The organism is Paenibacillus sp. S28 (genome assembly GCF_016624415.1).
In the GTDB taxonomy this organism is placed as follows: Bacteria; Bacillota; Bacilli; order Paenibacillales; family Paenibacillaceae; genus Paenibacillus_AQ; species Paenibacillus_AQ favisporus.
Genome location: NZ_JACVTM010000002.1, coordinates 704,735 through 721,449, shown reverse-complemented (window position 1 = coordinate 721,449; position 16,715 = coordinate 704,735). Strand labels below are relative to the sequence as shown.

Below are 16,715 nucleotides of genomic sequence, written 5' to 3'. Positions count from 1 at the left end.
TTCTTTCTCACAACATTCCCTGTACAATTCGCTCGGCAATCCGCTCATATCCTTGATCGTTCGGATGGAAATGGTCCGTCGACAAATACTTGTTCAAATGGTGCTGAAACAGGTCGAACGTCGGAACAAGCGTCATGTTGTCATATTTATTGATGACCGTGAGCGCGGCACTGTTCCACTCCGAAACGGCTTGATTACCGGCCACTTTAAGATCCTTCACGTCTCCAAACGGATTATAGAGCCCGACGTAAATGATGAGCGCACCCGGGTTGATCTTCCGGATTTGCTCCAAAATTTGCTGCAGCTGTTTCTTCGCCTGGGGCAGCGCTTCCAGCATCTCATCAGGGTCCAGATCCGCAGCCTCTCCGTCGTTGGTTGCGGTACCGGTCTGGCTGCCTGACAGCAGATCCGCCCCCTGGAACAAATCATTGCCCCCGATGGACAACAGGATGATGTCCGCCTCGCTAAGCACGTACCGGGTCCCTTGTTCCTTCAGCTTCGGAAGCAGTCCGGATGTGGTCAGCCCGTTAATGCCGAGATTGTTCAGCAGGGTCACCTTCTTGCCCGTAGCCTCCGCAAGCTTGGTCACACTTCGCCGCGCGAAGCCGCTCCCGGTGCTGTCGCCGGTTCCTTTGGCCAGGGAATCTCCGATGACCGCAGCCTTCAGCTCTTTTTTCTGTTCAATATTGCCCGTTGCCGTTCCTTCAGGTTTGGCGGAAGGAGCCGACAGGTTTAGCTTGCTGCCTTGGGGATGGTTGATATCCTGTACCGCATAGGCGAAGCCGGCGATGAGGAGGAGCGTTGCCGCTACGGACAGAATGCCGATAATCCGCCAAATCCACTTCGATGAACTCAAGACATAATCCCTCCACAGATCAATCTGAACGGTCGTTTCCGTAAACGTTATGTACATAAACATAAAACTTCTCCCGGCAATTTGCAAATCATGCCATATTCCCGGTTTTAGCGTCAGCCTTTTTTGTCGTTTTTGTGAACATAGTGGATATTCGGGAGAAACGGAGTTATAATATTCTCTGTTAGACGACGCGGGTTATTAGCTTAGCTGGTAGAGCAGCCGACTCTTAATCGGCAGGTCGCAGGTTCGACCCCTGCATAACCCATCAAAGCAGAATTCGTATGCTGAAGCATGCGGGTTCTGCTTTTTTCAATTCGTATGCAATCATCGGACTCACCGGCCAAACCCGGTTTTCCATATCCCGAGGGATTGACCGAACTTTTTTTAAAATTAAAGGGCACCCCTGCCGAACGGCCATGGGGCACCCTTTTTGTTTAAATGATATGAATGATTAGTTCGCAATAAACTCTTGAACCCAGACCCCATTATAGTAGGCCACGCCGATCGTGGTGTAATGGCTGTTCAAAATGTTCGCGCGGTGGCCTTCGCTGTTCATCCACGCATTCATGACGTCAGCCGGATCCTTTTGGCCTTTGGCGATGTTCTCGCCGGCATAGCTGTAAGAAATGCCGTACTTCTTCATCATGTCAAACGGAGATCCGTACGTTGGAGAATTGTGGTCAAAGTAATTGTTGCTGTACATGTCTTTCGCTTTGTCCATCGCCATGCCGGACAGTTTCGTATTTTCCTTCAGCGCACCGAGGCCGGCTTTCGCACGTTCCTGGTTAACCAGCTTGATAACTTGAGCGGCATAGCCGGACTTGTCCGCCGTGTTGCTTCCGCTGTTGTTGGACGGAGTCGAAGGCGTCGTAGTCGTTGGCGTGGACGGCTTGCTCGTCTGTGGAGCCGAAGGCTTGCTTGTTTGCGGCGTAGAAGGTTTGGTCGTCGTTGGCTTGTCCGTTCCATTTGTTGGTACGTTTACTTGCCCATTGGAAGGCAGCTCGTATACGAAGTTCCAATTATAAGAACCGCCGTTATTTTGAAGCAGCTGCTCCAGGTAAGCCTGCAGGCTGCCGAGATCTTGTTTTTGAGGAGCGGAGGTGGCAGAAGCGGCTGATGCAGATCCGGACCCGATCAGTCCTGCAGCCAGTACGGCAGCGAAAGCTCCTCCGGCGATGGTCTTCATCATTTTGTTTTTCATCTTGCAAACATCTCCTTTTCGCAGTGAAATATCGTAAGTTGATTTCGTTTACACAGGTTACAAAGTTGTAAACAATCTACCCTCACATTGTAACATGTTTGTTTCTTCTGGCTACGCCTCAAATAATGGTAATCCGTCATACATCAACCATCCGTCCTTCTTTCAGCCGAATTACTCCAGCTCCAGCACAAATAAGCCGCAGCATGAAATGCCGCAGCTTGTTTGCATGACGAGAAGATCGATTCCTTTATGGCCTATTATTTTTTGGCAGCATACTTCCGCATGTCGAAAGCGACGGCCGCTACGATGATCAATCCCTTAATGATGAGCTGCCAGTAAGGGCTGATGCCGATAAAGGTCAAGCCATAGTTGATGATCGTAAAGATCAGCACGCCCACCATGACGCCGGGCACCGTGCCGATGCCGCCGGTGGTAGACACCCCGCCGACGACGCAGGCCGCAATGGCGTCCAGCTCGTACATATTCCCGTAGTTGTTCGTTGCGCCGCCGGTTCTGGAGGCTTCGAGCACTCCCGCCAGCCCGTAGAGGGCGCCTGCGATGGCATAGATATAAATCAGGTACTTGGCGACGTTGATGCCCGATACTTTGGCCGCCTGGATGTTGCCGCCGATCGCGTACATGTATTTTCCAAGCTTCGTTTTCGTAAAAATGACCCAGACGATGAACGCCACGAAAATGGCGATCAGCACGATATAAGGCACGGAATACTGCCCTTCGCCGATATATCCTGTACCGATCGCGGTGAAATCTTTGCGCAGCCCCCCGATCGGCTGGGAGTTATTCGGCTCCATATCAAAATACAGCGAGTTCAGGCCATACACTGCAACCATCGTACCTAGCGTTGCGATAAACGGCGGAACGTTCAGCTTCGAGACGACCAGCCCGTTAACCAATCCGCACAGCAGGCCGACGATAATGGCCAGGACAATGGGCAGCCATACTTGAAGATGCGGCAGATTCGGAAAAAAACGCGCAGCATAGTCCGAGCTCTGCAGCATGGATGCCGAGATAACCGCGGTCAGGCCGACGATTCGGCCAGCCGACAAGTCGGTTCCGGCCGTGATCAAAATGAACGCAACGCCAAGCGCGATGATGGCGCGGGTCGATGACTGGATAAGAATGTCACGCAGCGAGTTTACGGACAGAAAAGAAGGATTGTAGATCGTAATCCCGATGACCAGCAGCACCAGCACGATGTAAATCGCATACTGCGAGGCAAATCCCTGAAATCTCCTGCCTGTGTTGATTTTATTGGTGTTCAGCATGTTAGTTCCTCCTTCGGCTTTCCCTAATGCTGGGCGGCCAGACGCATGATTTCTTCTTCTGTGGCGCTGCTTCCGTCCACGATACCGGTCAGCCGTCCTTCAGACATCACCATAATCCGGTCCGACATACCGAGCAGCTCCGGCATTTCGGAGGAGATCATGATGATGCTTTTCCCCTGTTTCGCCAGGTCTTTGATGATCGTATAGATTTCAAACTTCGCCCCGACGTCGATCCCCCTTGTCGGCTCATCCAGCAGCAGAATTTCGGGTTCGGTCAAAAGCCATCTGGCCAGCAGCACCTTCTGCTGGTTGCCGCCGGACAAGTTCATGATCAGCGCCCGGGTGGTCGGCGTTTTGGTGCGCAGCTTCTCCACCATTTGATCGGCTTCCTGCTTTTTGCGTTTGCCGTCCAGCAGGAACAACGCTTTGCGGTATCTGCCCAAATTGGCGATTGCCGCGTTTTCGTGCACAGGCAGAACGGAGAAGATGCCGGTGACCCGCCGTTCTTCCGTCAGCAGTGCCATACCGAGCTTCTTCGCATCCTCCGGCGACTTGATTTTGACCGGGCTGCCGTTCAGGAAAATGGAACCCGTGGCGATGTCCCTCAGCCCGAACAGCGCTTCAATCAGCTCGGTGCGCTGGGCGCCGACCAAGCCCCCGATGCCGAGAATTTCCCCTTTGCGCAGCTCAAAGGAAATGTCTTTAAACGATTTCGGGATGGGCGAAGTCACGCCATCAACCTTCAATATCACTTCGCCAGGCACATTCTCTTTCTCCGGAAACCGGTGTGTCAGGTCCCGTCCGACCATCTTCGCGATAATCATCTCTGTGGTCAGCTCGCTGGCCGGCCACGTGCCGATTTTGCTGCCGTCGCGCATAATCGTGACATCGTCGGAAATTTGCAAAATTTCCTCCATTTTGTGCGAGATGTAGATGATGGCCACCCCGCGTTTCTTCAGGTCGCGGATGATGCGGAATAAATGCTCGACTTCCACACCGGTCAAGGATGACGTCGGTTCGTCCATGATGATGACCCGCGCATGAAAGGATACTGCCTTGGCGATTTCGATGGACTGGATTTTGGAGACCGACAGCTTGCCGACCATCACGTCCGGCTCAATATCAATGTCCAGCTGCTTGAACAGCTCCTTCGTGTCCCGGTACATTTTTTTATGGTCGATAAACCGGATGAATCCCACGCCCTTTGTCGGAAAACGCCCAAGCCAAATATTTTCCATCACATTGCGAAAAGGCACCGGGTGCAGCTCCTGATGAATCATCGAAATCCCCAGGTTCAGCGCATCCTTGGAATTGTTGATCTGGACCTTATTGCCGTCCAGCAGAATATCGCCCGCGTCCGGCGAATAAATGCCGTACAGGCATTTCATTAAAGTGGACTTGCCGGCACCGTTCTCCCCCATCAGGGCATGAACCGTACCGGGCCTTACCTGCAGCGTAACCCCGTCCAGCGCCTTAACGCCGGGAAACTCTTTGCTGATCCGGTTCATTTCCAGTAAAAATTCACGCTCAGCCATAACTTCCGCTCCCTGCCCTCATCCAGAGGAAAGGACGGACCGCGCTTCTCGTCCGCCCTTTCCGGGGATGGTTAGTTTAAGTCCAGCCTGTCGGCTTACTTCGCATCGTCGATGTTGTCTTTGGTAATTTTTTTGTAAGGAATCCACACATATTGATTATCCGTGATGTCGAACCCGACATTCTCCTTGGTCGGCGTTTCGCCCTTGGCCAGCAGCGTGGCCAGCGTCACGGAAGCTTTGCCCTGGTTATTCGCATCGTTTAGCACCGTGCCGAGCAGCGTGCCGTCCTGCAGTGCTTGAAGCGCCGGCGCCGTGGCGTCCACGCCGACAACCGGCATCGTTTTTCCGCCCGTGAAATAGCCTGCCGCTTTCAGCGCTTCGATCGCGCCAAGCGCCATGTCGTCGTTGTTCGCGAGAACGGCTTCGATTTTATCGCCATGCGAGCCAAGGAAAGCGGCCATCTTCTCCTGCCCTTTCACGCGGTCCCACATCGCGGTGTCTTCCGCCAGTTTTTCGACCTTGATGCCTGCGTCTTCGATCGCCTGGATCGAGTATTTGGTGCGCAGCTCCGCATCCTGGTGTCCGGGTTCTCCTTTGAGCATGACGTACTGCAGTACACCGTCCTTGTTTTTATCCGCTTCCGGATGGGCCTTCCAATAGTCCGCGATCAGTTCCCCGGACATCGTGCCGGATTCTTCCGCTTTGGCGCCGACGTAATACACTTTGTCCCATTTCTTCATGTCTTCGGGCAGCGGCTCACGGTTCAGGAAGACGACCGGGATGCTGGCCGTTTTGGCCTTGTCGATAATCACGCCGGCCGCCGTGCGGTCCACCGGGTTGATCAGCAGCGCATTGGTCTTTTTGGTGATGAACAGATCGACCTTGTCGTTTTGGGTCGGCTGGGAGTTCTGGCTATCCACAATATCCACCTTTGCCTTGCCTTCCGCATTGGTTTTGATAGCATTGCGTACACCCGTCATGAACGTATCGTCGAATTTATAAATGGCTACCCCGATGGACGGCTCCTTGCCGCTGTCCGCGCTGCCGCCCGAAGCCCCCGAGGATTTGTCGCCGGAGTTCGAACAGCCGGCCATGACCGTACCCAGCAGCGCACCGGCTAGGATGACGGAAGTGATTTTTTTCATCGTTCACAGACCTCCTGATATTCTCTTTAACGAGCCTCTCGTATCTCTCTTGGATACGTTTACATTATGCTGTATCCGTGGGCAGATTCGAATATAAAATTCTCATGTGTTCTATGAAAATTCTCATGACGTGGGGGAATGATGTGCTGAACGCAAAAAAAGTGCCGCTTAAGGAGGTGCGGCACTCGGTTCACCAATAGCTCAGCGGACAAACGGAAACAGCTGCTTCTGATTTTCCGGCCAGAGCATATTGTCGAGATCGATGATTTTGGATTTGGTATCGATGCGCTCAGGGACGTCCAGGCCCTCCATCGCTTCAACAGCGTGCTGCACAGCCAAATAACCGTTGTTAAACGGGTTCTGGATGACCGTTGCCTGCACGATCCCCTCCTGCAGCAGCTCCATCACTTTGGCCGGGCTGTCAAACGTGATCAGCTTCACGCGTCCGCCGGCCCCCAGCTTCTGTATCTCCTCTCCTGTGCCGATCGACGCCACTTCGTTAAGCGCCACAATCCCGTTTATATCGGGATGCTCGTTCAGCATTTTGCGGGTAAGCTCACGCGCCAGCTGTTCATTGGACTGACAGTATTCCACGGCCACGACCTGAACCCCGGGAAACCGGGCGATATAATCCATAAAGCCCTCCTCGCGCTCGTCGCCGTTTTTGGAGCCCTGCACAAAATTCATCACGCCGATGCGGCTGTTCGTTCCGGTCAGGGCGACCATCCGTTCCGCTGCCTTCTGGCCCGCTTCGTAGTTGTTTGTGCCCACGAACGTTTTGACCCGGGCCGATGCAACCTCGGAATCCATTGAGATGACCGGGATTTTGTAATAGGCGGCGCGGTCGGTCACCTGGGCCAGCTTCATATAGTCGCTCGCAGACAGAATGATGGCATCCGCCTTGTTTTGGATGGACTGATCCATCAGGCGAATTTGCCCGTCGATATCGCTTTCGTTATCAGGCGCCTTAAACGTCAGCTGAACGTTGAATTCTTTGGCCGCCACCTCGGCGCCCATTTTCACCGTGTTCCAGTAGTCGCCGTGGTTCATCTTGACGATCATGTCGATGGTCCGCGGCTTGCCGGAGGCGCGGAGATTCGGTGGCGATGAGGAACAAGAGCCCGTGAGGAGCAAGATTGCAAGCAGCAGCGCTGCTCGGACGATTCCTTTGCTTAAGCTCATGATATCCCCCTCTCCAGTTCCTCCGCACGGTCCGATACCGCCGGCAGCGTGATCGTAACACTTGTCCCTTCTTCCAGTTCGCTCGCAAAATGCAGACCGTAAGGCTTGCCGTAGCACAGCCTTATGCGCTCGTTCACGTTCTTCACGCCGACACCCGATCCGCTGCCGCTGCGGTGGTTTCCGCTGAGAATCTGATCCATCACCTGCGGGGTCATGCCAAGCCCGTTATCCTTGACGGTCAAGACGAGCTGCTCTCCCTGAACCGCCGCCGAGATGGAGATCCAGCCTTCGTCCGGCATTTTTTCGATTCCATGATAAATGGCGTTCTCTACGATCGGCTGCAGGATCAGCTTCAGCGTCCTGCAGGAGCGTGCGGCTTCATCGCACTGAATCTCATAATTGAACTTATGCTTGTAGCGGATCTTCTGGATGATCAAATAATGGCGCACATGCTCCAGCTCTTCTTCCACGGTGATGATCGTGTTCCCTTTGCTCAGACTGATCCGGAAAAACTTGGACAGCGAAGTGATCGTCGTCACGACCTCTTCCTTTTTACCTTTTTCCGCCAGTCGGATCACCGAATTCAGCGTATTGTAGAGAAAATGGGGATTGATTTGCGACTGCAGCACATCCAGCTCGCTTTTCCGCTTCGCTTCCTGTTCGTGAATGATCTGGTCCATCAGCTGGCGGATGCGATGCAGCATAAAATTAAACCGCTTGGACAGCTGCACCACTTCATAAGCGCCGCTGACGTAGATCGGTGTGCTAAAATCCCCTTGTCCGACGCTTTGGACCGACCGCTCCAAGCGGCGGAGCGGCTGGGATATTTTCGCCGAGATGAAGACCGCGAGGAGTACCACAGCCGTAATGACGACCACGAGAAACCAGAAAATAAACTGATTCAGGTCCTGCTTGGTCGTCACAATTTCGTCTGGAAAGGCAACCCCGACGATTTTCCAGCCGATGGGCTGTACCGTCCGGATTGTGATATACCGCGGCACGCCGGTCGATTTATCGATATAGCTGCCATAGGCATAGTCAAATACGGGCTCCAGATTTTCGTACTTCAAACCGGCATAGATCAGCTGCTGCTGCGGATGGTAGACGATGTTCCCAAGCTCGTCGATGATGTAAGCATAACCCTGCTTGCCAAGGCTCACTTTGCGGCTCAGCTCATCAATCGTCCGGAAGTTGACGTCAACGAGCAGAATTCCGCGCTTTACTTTTCCCTGGTCCCGATATTCGATCATGCGGCTTAACGATACGACCCACTTGTACTGGCCCTTGTATAGATTTTGGATGTGCGGCGGGGAAAAAGACAGCTTCTGCGGCACTTCCCGTGCCGATTCGTACCAGCTCTGTTCGGTCAGCTTGGTGTTCCGGCGCATTTCGGCATTCGGAATGTCCAGCACCAGCCGGCCGTCGGGCGTAAACAGCGCCACGGATACAAGGTCTTCCCGTGTATGAAGCAGTGTGGTCAGCTGCTCGCGGAGCACCCCGCTGCTGACGTCAGCCGTTTGATCAATCTGCTGCTCGACTACGGCATAAATGTCCTGCATCCCTTTGACATACAGCTCCAAGTGGTAATTGACCTGCTCGATGATTTGCTGAATATTGAGGTAGGCGTTCTCCTCCGCCGTCTTGGAAAATTTGTTGTACAGCATGATGCTGACCAGGATGACGACGAGCACCGTCATACCGGCAAAGGTCGCGGTGATGATCGTTTGAATGCTCCGCAGCCGGAAGGACATGGGCAGCCGGGGAGCGCGGGGCTTCAGGCGATGATGCGGAATCTTCAAGCCGATTCGCCTCCTCCGTGGCCGCTGCGGTATTCTTTCGGCGTAATGCCGAACTTCTTGCGGAAGCAGAAGCTGAAGTAGTTCGGATCCGCGAACCCAAGCGTTTCGGCGATTTCGAACGCTTTCAGCGACGTCGATCGCAGCATCTCCTTGGCCGCTTCCATGCGTACATGCAGCAAGTAGGCTACGAAGGTCATCTTCATTTCCTTTTTAAAAATGCTGCTGAAATACCCGGTGCTGATGTGCAGATGCCGGCATACTTTGTTGATGGAAATGTCGCTTTCCCGGTAATGCTCATGAATATACGCTTTGGCATCCTCTACAAGCTGGTTATATCCGGACTGCCTTCCCTGCGCGATCGTTATCATCAGCCGTGAGGATACCCGGTGTATCCACTCGCGAAGCTCCTGTAAATTGTTGTAGTGATACATGTCGGCGAACGGCAGCGATCCCCGGCCAAACACCTCTTCGAGCTCGATGCCGAACTCCTTCGCCACCCGGATGACGGCGGTCAACACGCCGATGATATACACTTGGCAGTCCTGCACGCTAACCTTGGACGACTCCAGGCCGTCAAACATCCGCCTTACCGTCCCCTCCAGCTCTTCCGCCGTGCCTACGCGGATGCTCCGGACGAGTTCTTGCTCCTTCAGGCTGTCGAATACGAGCGGATCCGCCTTCCGCTGTTCCACATCATCGATCCAGATGACTCGGTTGTTGCCGAGAATAGGACGATAGTCCAGCGCCTGCGACGCTTCCGCGTAAGAATCGAACACATCGCCCAACGACCGGTATACAGAGCCGGCCCCTGCCGTCACCGTCAGCTTCAAATATTTGTTCACGTTCAGACGGATTTCCTCCAGCAGCTCCAGCGTCCGCTGCGCCGCCGCGCTTTCATCCGCTTCCGGCAGCACCGACAGGAGAACGCAGTCGTTATGGTGAATAAACGCCTTGAACCCTTGCCGCAATTGGCAAATCTCTGCCGCCACGTTGTACACGGCAAACAGCAGCAGGTACCGGTCCTCCGAGTATTTTAGCGACATCGCTGATGCCGGATCCTCCGCTTCCTCCCGAACATCCCGTTCTCTCTGCACTGGATCGGGACGAATGATCGAAGCCATAAAGGTTTGTCCGTCTAAGCTGATCCCGTAACTGGCTCCTTTCTCGATGTATTCCTCAGGCGTAAGCCTCCGGGTCACCAGTGAAGACAAAAAAAGCTCCCTGAGTACAGGTATGCTTTTCCGGTAATGCTCCATCAGCAGCTGGACGTTTTCCTTCTCAGCCCGCTCGGCATCGATATGCGTTTTCACCTTCAGCAGCACATCCACGAGCTCCCGGGAAGAAAACGGCTTGAGCACATATTCGTCAATCTGCAGCTTAATCGCTTTTTGGGCATACTCAAACTCATCGTATCCGGTCAAAATAATGATTTTGGTGGACGGGGCATGCTCCCGGATCCACGCGGCCAACTCCAAGCCGTTCATAAAGGGCATTTGGATGTCGGTCACGACGATGTCCGGCATCTCCTTTTCCATCCATTCCAGCGCTTCGCGGCCGTTTTCGGCTGTACCCGTCACCTGAAAGCCGTGAAGCTCCCAGTTGATTTCCTCGACCAGCCCATCCCGGACGTCTTCTTCGTCTTCCACAAGCAGCAGTTTATACATCATTCATCCCTCGGCTGTTCCAAATTTGTACTCACACTTGTCAGAACATGATCAATAGGCTCCTCTGGCCGCAAACTACATTGGTTTTGTCGAAAAATGTAACCGCTTTCGTAATATCACTCACGTATTGTATATCAATTCATATGTATTGTAAATATTGAACATTTTTGTAGAAAACCATGGTGCCCAAGCATATAGGAAATAGAAAAAAGCCCTCCTCTGCAGGGGGGGCCGGTATGTTGGAAATCGGTATTATTTCAGCTTTCTGATGAAGCGGTAGCCGACTTTATCAAAACCGATATGTTCATAAAAGGCATGGGCCGGGGCACGTTCCACACGGTTGCCGCTCGTCAAAAACAGAACCTGGCTGCCGTGGGCTCTTCCCCATTCTTCGCTGCTGCGGATCAGGCGTTTGCCGATCCCTTGGCCGCGGTGTTTCTCGGATACGATCAAAGCGGATACCTGAGTCGCCGTCTCGCCTGTGGCATAGGAGTGAACCTGATTCAACGCCACCATGCCGACAACTTCTCCGTCCAGCTCTGCCACCATCGTGCACAGTTTCGGATTGTCTTCCGAGGCTTCCATCCGTTCGCGCATAACGTTGATCGTCGTTGGATAGTTGAGCTCGCGCATTAACGCCGTTACAGACTCCAGATCGCAATTGCAGTTCGATTTGCGGATTTGCAAAGTAGGAGCCGACAAATTACTGTTCATGATCATATTCCTCCACTTTTAAAAGACTGGCGGCTTGCTTAGCCGTGTTCCGTGCTTTCTGAATATCCGGGTCAGTGCTTAACGCTACCGCCATCCTCCGGCCGATCTTCGTTTCAGGCTTGCCGAAAATCCGAACCTGTGTCCGGGGAAGGCTTAGTGCTTCCTCTACACCGCTGACGGCAAAATTCGTACTTGCATTCACCGCTTTCAAAGTTGCCGAAGCTCCCGGTGTCAGCAGTTCAACCGACGTAACCGGAAGTCCGAGAATCGCTCTGACATGCAGGGCGAACTCCGATAAATCCTGCGTCACCATGGTCACCATGCCGGTGTCATGCGGACGCGGGGATACTTCACTGAATATGATGCCTTGCTTTGTAACAAACAGCTCCACTCCGAAAATGCCATATCCCCCGAGCTCGTCTGTAATGGCTTTGGCAATGGACTCTGCCTCCCGCAGCTGCTCTTCACTCATGACATGAGGCTGCCAGGATTCAACATAATCCCCATCCTTTTGAATATGTCCAATCGGCGGGCAAAAGGTGGTTCCGCTCACAGAGCGGACCGTCAAGAGCGTAATTTCGCTCTCAAACGTAACAAATGCTTCGACGATCACGCGGGTGCTCTTCGCTCGTCCGCCTTCCAGGGCTGCATTCCAGCATTCTTCCGCATCTTCTGGCGTGCGGCAAACGCTCTGCCCTTTACCGGATGAGCTCATGATCGGCTTGACCACGCAAGGCGTGCCAAGCACGGCTACCGCTTCTTGCAGCTCTTCCAGGCTGTCGGCGAATCGATAATCCGCCGTAGGAAGTCCGAGATCTTCCGCAGCCAGGCGGCGAATCCCTTCGCGGTCCATCGTCAGCCGGGCGGCGCGAGCCGTCGGAATGACGCGGTACCCTTCCTCTTCCAGCTCAAGGAGAGCCTGTGTAGCTATAGCTTCAATTTCCGGGACGATGATGTCCGGATGTTCCTGATGAATAATCCGCTTCAGCGATTCGGGATCGAGCATATCAATGACATGGCTTCGATGGGCCACCTGCATCGCAGGGGCGTGTTCATATCGGTCCACGGCAATGGTTTCTACGCCCAAACGCTGAGCCTCGAGAACTACTTCTTTTCCCAATTCACCGCTGCCTAGAAGCAGCAGTTTTGTAGCATGTGCAGAAAAAGGAGCACCCCACACCACTTCCCAATTCCCCCCTACTAATGTATACCACAAATGTATACCTCTCTATCATTTTCGGGGTTCCGAAGGAAGAATGCAAGAGTGCTCCGACATTTTCCTGCAAAATTCACAATCTCTCCTTATTTGAATGGCGATCATTGGAGAAGCTTGCTTGATTTTACAATTTTGGTTGTTTGTTAATTGGCTGTAAACGCACCGTTAACTTCCGGCGACCGGGGATATGAATCTATATCCACCGTTGTACCTACGGAAGACAGTCCATCCTTAGCGAATCATCATCCTCAGACAAACCGGAACTGCGCTTCGATCAGACCATGGTACGTTCCCTGCTTCTGCATCAGTTCCTGATGGTTGCCTTCCTCCTTGATTTCGCCGTGATCCAGTACGACGATTTTGTCCGCATGGCGGATCGTCGATAACCGGTGCGCGACGATAAAGGAAGTACGTCCTTTCAGGAGCACCTTCAGCGCTTCCTGAATTTTCAGCTCGGTCTCCGTATCGATGCTGGCCGTCGCCTCATCAAGAATAAGAATGCGCGGATCGGCCAGAAGCGCCCGGGCGAAGGACAGCAGCTGCCGCTGCCCCATGGAGAGCATGTTCCCACGCTCCTCGACCTCCGTATCGTAACCGTTCGGAAGCTTCATAATAAATTCATGAGCGTCGACGGCCTTGGCTACTTCCTCGATCTCCTCGTCGGTCGCATCCAGCCGGCCAAAGCGAATGTTATCGCGGATCGTTCCCGAGAAAATGAACGTGTCCTGCAGCACGATTCCGATTTGGCTGCGGAGCGTATCCAGCTTCACGTCCCGGATGTCCAGACCGTCAATCGTAATTTCGCCCCCTGTTATATCATAGAACCGGCTGAGCAAATTAATGATTGTACTTTTTCCTGAACCGGTATGCCCGACAAGGGCGATCGTTTGACCTGCCTTGACGTCGAGGTTGATGCCCTTGAGTGCCGGCCGGCCCTTCTCGTATTCGAACACGACGTTCTCCAGCTTGATGTCGCCATGAATTTTCGGCATCGGCCGGGCATTCGGCTTGTCGTCGATATGCGGCTTCTCATCGATAAATTCGAAGATCCGCTCCGAGGAAGCCATCGCCACCAGCAGCTGATTATACATTTGGCCGAGCCGGTTGATCGGCTCCCAGAAGTTGCCGACATAGCTGGAGAAGGCGACCAGAAGACCAACGGTCAGCTGGCCCTCCTGAATCAGGTAAGCCCCGAACCAGAACAGGATCAAGGTGCCGATGCCCCCTGTGATTTCGATCAGCGGGCCGAACCCTTGGTTCAGCGTGGACGCGCGGTCCCACGACTTTTTGCTGTCCATGTTCATTTTGTCGAAAAACTTGATGTTCTCCTGCTCCTGCGTGTAAGCCTGCGTAACGCGGATCCCCTGGATCGATTCGTTCAAATGCGAGTTGATCCGGGAGTTCTTCATGCGCACTTCCTGCCAGGCGCGGCGGATCTTGACCCGCAGCTTCGTGGAGATGAAAAACATGATCGGGACGGTCAGAACAACCGCAAGCCCGAGCTTCCAGTTGATCAGCATCAAAATGACCACAATCCCGACCAGCTGGACACAGTCGATCATCAGGTTGACGACGCCGTTGGTGAACAGCTCTTGCAGGGAGTTGACGTCGTTGGTGATACGCACGAGCACGGAGCCTGCGGGCCGCTTGTCAAAGAAGTTGAAGGACAGCCTCTGGATGTGCTGGAACAAATGCGAACGCAGGTCGTAGATGACGCGCTGTCCGATAATGTTGGTCAGGCGGATCCGGTACGTACTCGCGATCCACTGAATAATGTAAAGAACAAGTGCCCCTGCCGTAAGCAGGTACAAGAGCGTCAGGTTCGTATTACCGTCTTTCGGCGCGATTGCCTTGTCGATCGCCTGACTGGTCAGGAACGGAACGGTCAGTTTCGTAATCGTCCCGAGGACCATCATCAGCAGGACGAGCGGCAGCATTTGCTTGGCATAAGGTTTCATATAAGCGAACAGCCGGGTCAGCTGGGACCAGTTAAAAGGCTTTTCGATGACTTCGTCATCCTGATACACGAAGCGTTCGCCGGTTACACCCGGCGTCTTCCCCTTCGGGTTGTTCTTATTTGCGGCTCCCGGCCGCTGTTTATTCGTTTCCGCTGCGGGATTCATGAGCTCACCTGCTCTCCTGCATTCCCATTCATCCGGGCAATGTGGTCTGCATATTGAATATGGTATACATCCTGGTAAGGGCCAGGCACCGTGATTAAATCTTCATGCTTGCCGCGCTGCACGATTTTGCCCTCGTTCAGCACGAGAATCTCGTCGGCATGCCGCAGGGAAGAGATCCGGTGGGCGATGATGAACGTCGTCCGTCCCTTCATCACTTCCTGGAAGCCCGACTGGATTTCATGCTCGGTTTCCATGTCGACGGCGCTCGTCGCGTCATCGAGGATGAGGATCTTCGGATTCTTCAGCAGCGCGCGCGCAATCGCGATCCGCTGCTTCTGCCCTCCGGAGAGGCCCATGCCCCGTTCGCCGACCACCGTATCGTAACCGTCCGGCATTTCCATAATGAAATCGTGGGCTTTTGCCAGCTTGGCGGCCCGGATGATCTCGTCCATCGTTACGTCCTTCAGGCCGTAGGCGATGTTATTGCGGATGCTGGACGAGAACAGGAACGTCTCCTGGAACACCGACGCGATTTGGCTGCGCAGGCTCCGGACTTGAATGTCATTGATGTTCTTGCCGTCCAGCTTGATGCTTCCGCTGTTGACGTTATACGCATGCATCAGCAGCTGGATGACCGTCGATTTCCCTGATCCGGTTCCGCCGAGCAGGCCGATGACCGATCCTGGAGGCGCATCCAAATTAATGTCCTGGATAGCGGCCAGCTTATTGCCATAAGCAAAGGTAACATGTTCAAAAGTGACATGCCCTTTCACTTCGTCGGAAGACAAAACGACGGCATTGTCTTTATCCTTGACGTCAATCGGCTGGTTCAGGAGCTCGAGCACCCGCTCTCCCGAAGCTTCCGACTGCGTGTAGTTGTTGATGAGATAACCGATATTCCACATCGGTCCGATAATGTACCAGATCAAGCTGAAGAAGGCAACGAGCTCGCCCAGCGACAGCGATTGGTGGATGACCAGCGTGCCTCCGACGCCGAGGAGCAGCACGACGCAGATGGACGCGAGAAGCTCCATGACCGGAAAGTAGCGGCTCCACAAACCCGAAGCGAAGATCTGGTTGTTTTTGTAGCGTTCGTTACGCACGGAAAACTTATCGACTTCGTGAGGCTCACGCGCAAATGATTTGACCGTACGAACACCTGTAATGTTCTCTTGTACCGAAGTTGTCAGCGCACTCAGCGCCAAGCGCATTTCCTGAAACGCCGGGTGGATCTTGCCTTCGAACTTCAGGGCGACAAACACCAGGAACGGGATGCTGATCATGGTAGCGAGCGTCAGCTGCCAGCTGATGGACAGCATCATGACCGCCCCGAACACAACCATGAGAATCGTGTTCAAAATTTGCGGGATACCGAAGGCGATAAATTGACGGATCGCTTCGAGATCCCCGGTCAGACGGGACATCAGGTCGCCGGTTCTGGCCGTGTCGTAATAGCGGAAAGACAAGACTTGCAGCTTCTCGTAGCAGCCGTTACGCAAACGGTATGCCAGATAGTTCCCCAGTCTTCCGCCGAGCATGCCGCTTAAAAACTGCATGACGGCTTTGAGGGTGACGACACCGATGACGGTGAGCGCCAGAGCGGGAACGAGCTCAAAATGCTGCGGAACGATCGCTTCGTCGATCAGCTTCCGGAGCAAATTCGGGGTAACAAGCCCCAGCGCAGTAGCTATGGCGAGGCAGAGTATAGATAAATAAAGAAAACTGCGCTTCGCCCAAAAAAAGCCCTGCATTTGCCTGAGAACATTCATGGTTCTCCTCCTTCGAGTCATGTGAATGCTTGAAAATCATTCGCGTTAAGTTGTGAACATTTATGAAGTTTAACACCGTCTCTCAGAGGCGGCAAAGAGGATAACAGCGCATATTTTCGCCGCTTTGTCAATGGTTCGGCATTAACTGGATATAATCCGGGTTTACTTATCAAATCATGCCAAATCCTCTCAATCTCTGCGCTTCCCTATAAAAAGCCGGGTGGT

12 protein-coding genes and 1 tRNA gene are annotated in these 16,715 nt (G+C 53.6%); 1 reads left to right on the top strand and 12 read right to left on the bottom strand.

Annotated features, from left to right (window positions below; translation table 11 throughout):
* Positions 1–7 precede the first annotated feature (7 nt).
* Positions 8–919 carry a GDSL-type esterase/lipase family protein gene (locus IAE55_RS07840; RefSeq protein WP_325168611.1) on the bottom strand — a complete coding sequence of 304 codons (912 nt, stop codon included), beginning with the start codon at positions 917–919 and terminating at the stop codon, positions 8–10.
* A 129-nt stretch (positions 920–1,048) separates the two neighbouring features.
* Between IAE55_RS07840 and IAE55_RS07835 the strand changes: the two genes are divergently transcribed.
* Positions 1,049–1,121 (top strand) — tRNA-Lys (locus IAE55_RS07835).
* A 186-nt stretch (positions 1,122–1,307) separates the two neighbouring features.
* Here the strand turns inward: IAE55_RS07835 and IAE55_RS07830 are convergent.
* The 11 genes from IAE55_RS07830 to IAE55_RS07780 form a co-directional block, all read right to left on the bottom strand.
* Positions 1,308–2,057 (bottom strand): CAP domain-containing protein, encoded by a 750-nt coding sequence (locus IAE55_RS07830; protein ID WP_105442149.1) that lies wholly within the window; start codon positions 2,055–2,057, stop codon positions 1,308–1,310.
* 257 nt (positions 2,058–2,314) lie between these two features.
* The gene (mglC, locus tag IAE55_RS07825; RefSeq protein WP_089547997.1) at positions 2,315–3,343 is read right to left on the bottom strand and encodes a galactose/methyl galactoside ABC transporter permease MglC; all 1,029 of its coding nucleotides are present in this window, start codon (positions 3,341–3,343) and stop codon (positions 2,315–2,317) included.
* A gap of 23 nt (positions 3,344–3,366) precedes the next feature.
* Complete coding sequence (locus IAE55_RS07820) at positions 3,367–4,878, bottom strand: sugar ABC transporter ATP-binding protein (RefSeq protein WP_145158579.1); 1,512 nt, start codon at positions 4,876–4,878, stop codon at positions 3,367–3,369.
* A 95-nt stretch (positions 4,879–4,973) separates the two neighbouring features.
* Positions 4,974–6,023, bottom strand: a complete 1,050-nt coding sequence (locus tag IAE55_RS07815) for a galactose ABC transporter substrate-binding protein (RefSeq protein ID WP_145158577.1) — start codon at positions 6,021–6,023, stop codon at positions 4,974–4,976.
* A 201-nt stretch (positions 6,024–6,224) separates the two neighbouring features.
* Positions 6,225–7,205, bottom strand: a complete 981-nt coding sequence (locus IAE55_RS07810) for a substrate-binding domain-containing protein (protein WP_200631568.1) — start codon at positions 7,203–7,205, stop codon at positions 6,225–6,227.
* Positions 7,202–8,956: a sensor histidine kinase gene (locus IAE55_RS07805; protein WP_145159461.1), complete on the bottom strand. Its 1,755-nt coding sequence runs from the start codon at positions 8,954–8,956 to the stop codon at positions 7,202–7,204. Before IAE55_RS07805 ends, IAE55_RS07810 begins: the two co-directional genes overlap by 4 nt.
* 44 nt (positions 8,957–9,000) lie before the next feature.
* Complete coding sequence (locus tag IAE55_RS07800; protein ID WP_325168610.1) at positions 9,001–10,671, bottom strand: response regulator; 1,671 nt, start codon at positions 10,669–10,671, stop codon at positions 9,001–9,003.
* Between the two features lie 249 nt (positions 10,672–10,920).
* Positions 10,921–11,382, bottom strand: coding sequence for a GNAT family N-acetyltransferase (locus IAE55_RS07795; RefSeq protein ID WP_234489346.1), 462 nt, complete (start codon positions 11,380–11,382; stop codon positions 10,921–10,923).
* Entirely contained in the window at positions 11,372–12,562 is a 1,191-nt protein-coding gene (gene purT / locus IAE55_RS07790) for a formate-dependent phosphoribosylglycinamide formyltransferase (RefSeq protein WP_145947921.1), read from the bottom strand. The genes IAE55_RS07795 and purT overlap by 11 nt, the downstream gene beginning before the upstream one ends.
* Before the next feature lie 284 nt (positions 12,563–12,846).
* A complete protein-coding gene (locus IAE55_RS07785) occupies positions 12,847–14,721 on the bottom strand; it encodes an ABC transporter ATP-binding protein (RefSeq protein WP_145158569.1) in 1,875 nt (624 codons plus the stop codon).
* On the bottom strand, positions 14,718–16,490 hold the full coding sequence (locus IAE55_RS07780; protein ID WP_145158567.1) for an ABC transporter ATP-binding protein: 1,773 nt from the start codon (positions 16,488–16,490) through the stop codon (positions 14,718–14,720). Before IAE55_RS07780 ends, IAE55_RS07785 begins: the two co-directional genes overlap by 4 nt.
* Between the last annotated feature and the right edge of the window lie 225 nt (positions 16,491–16,715).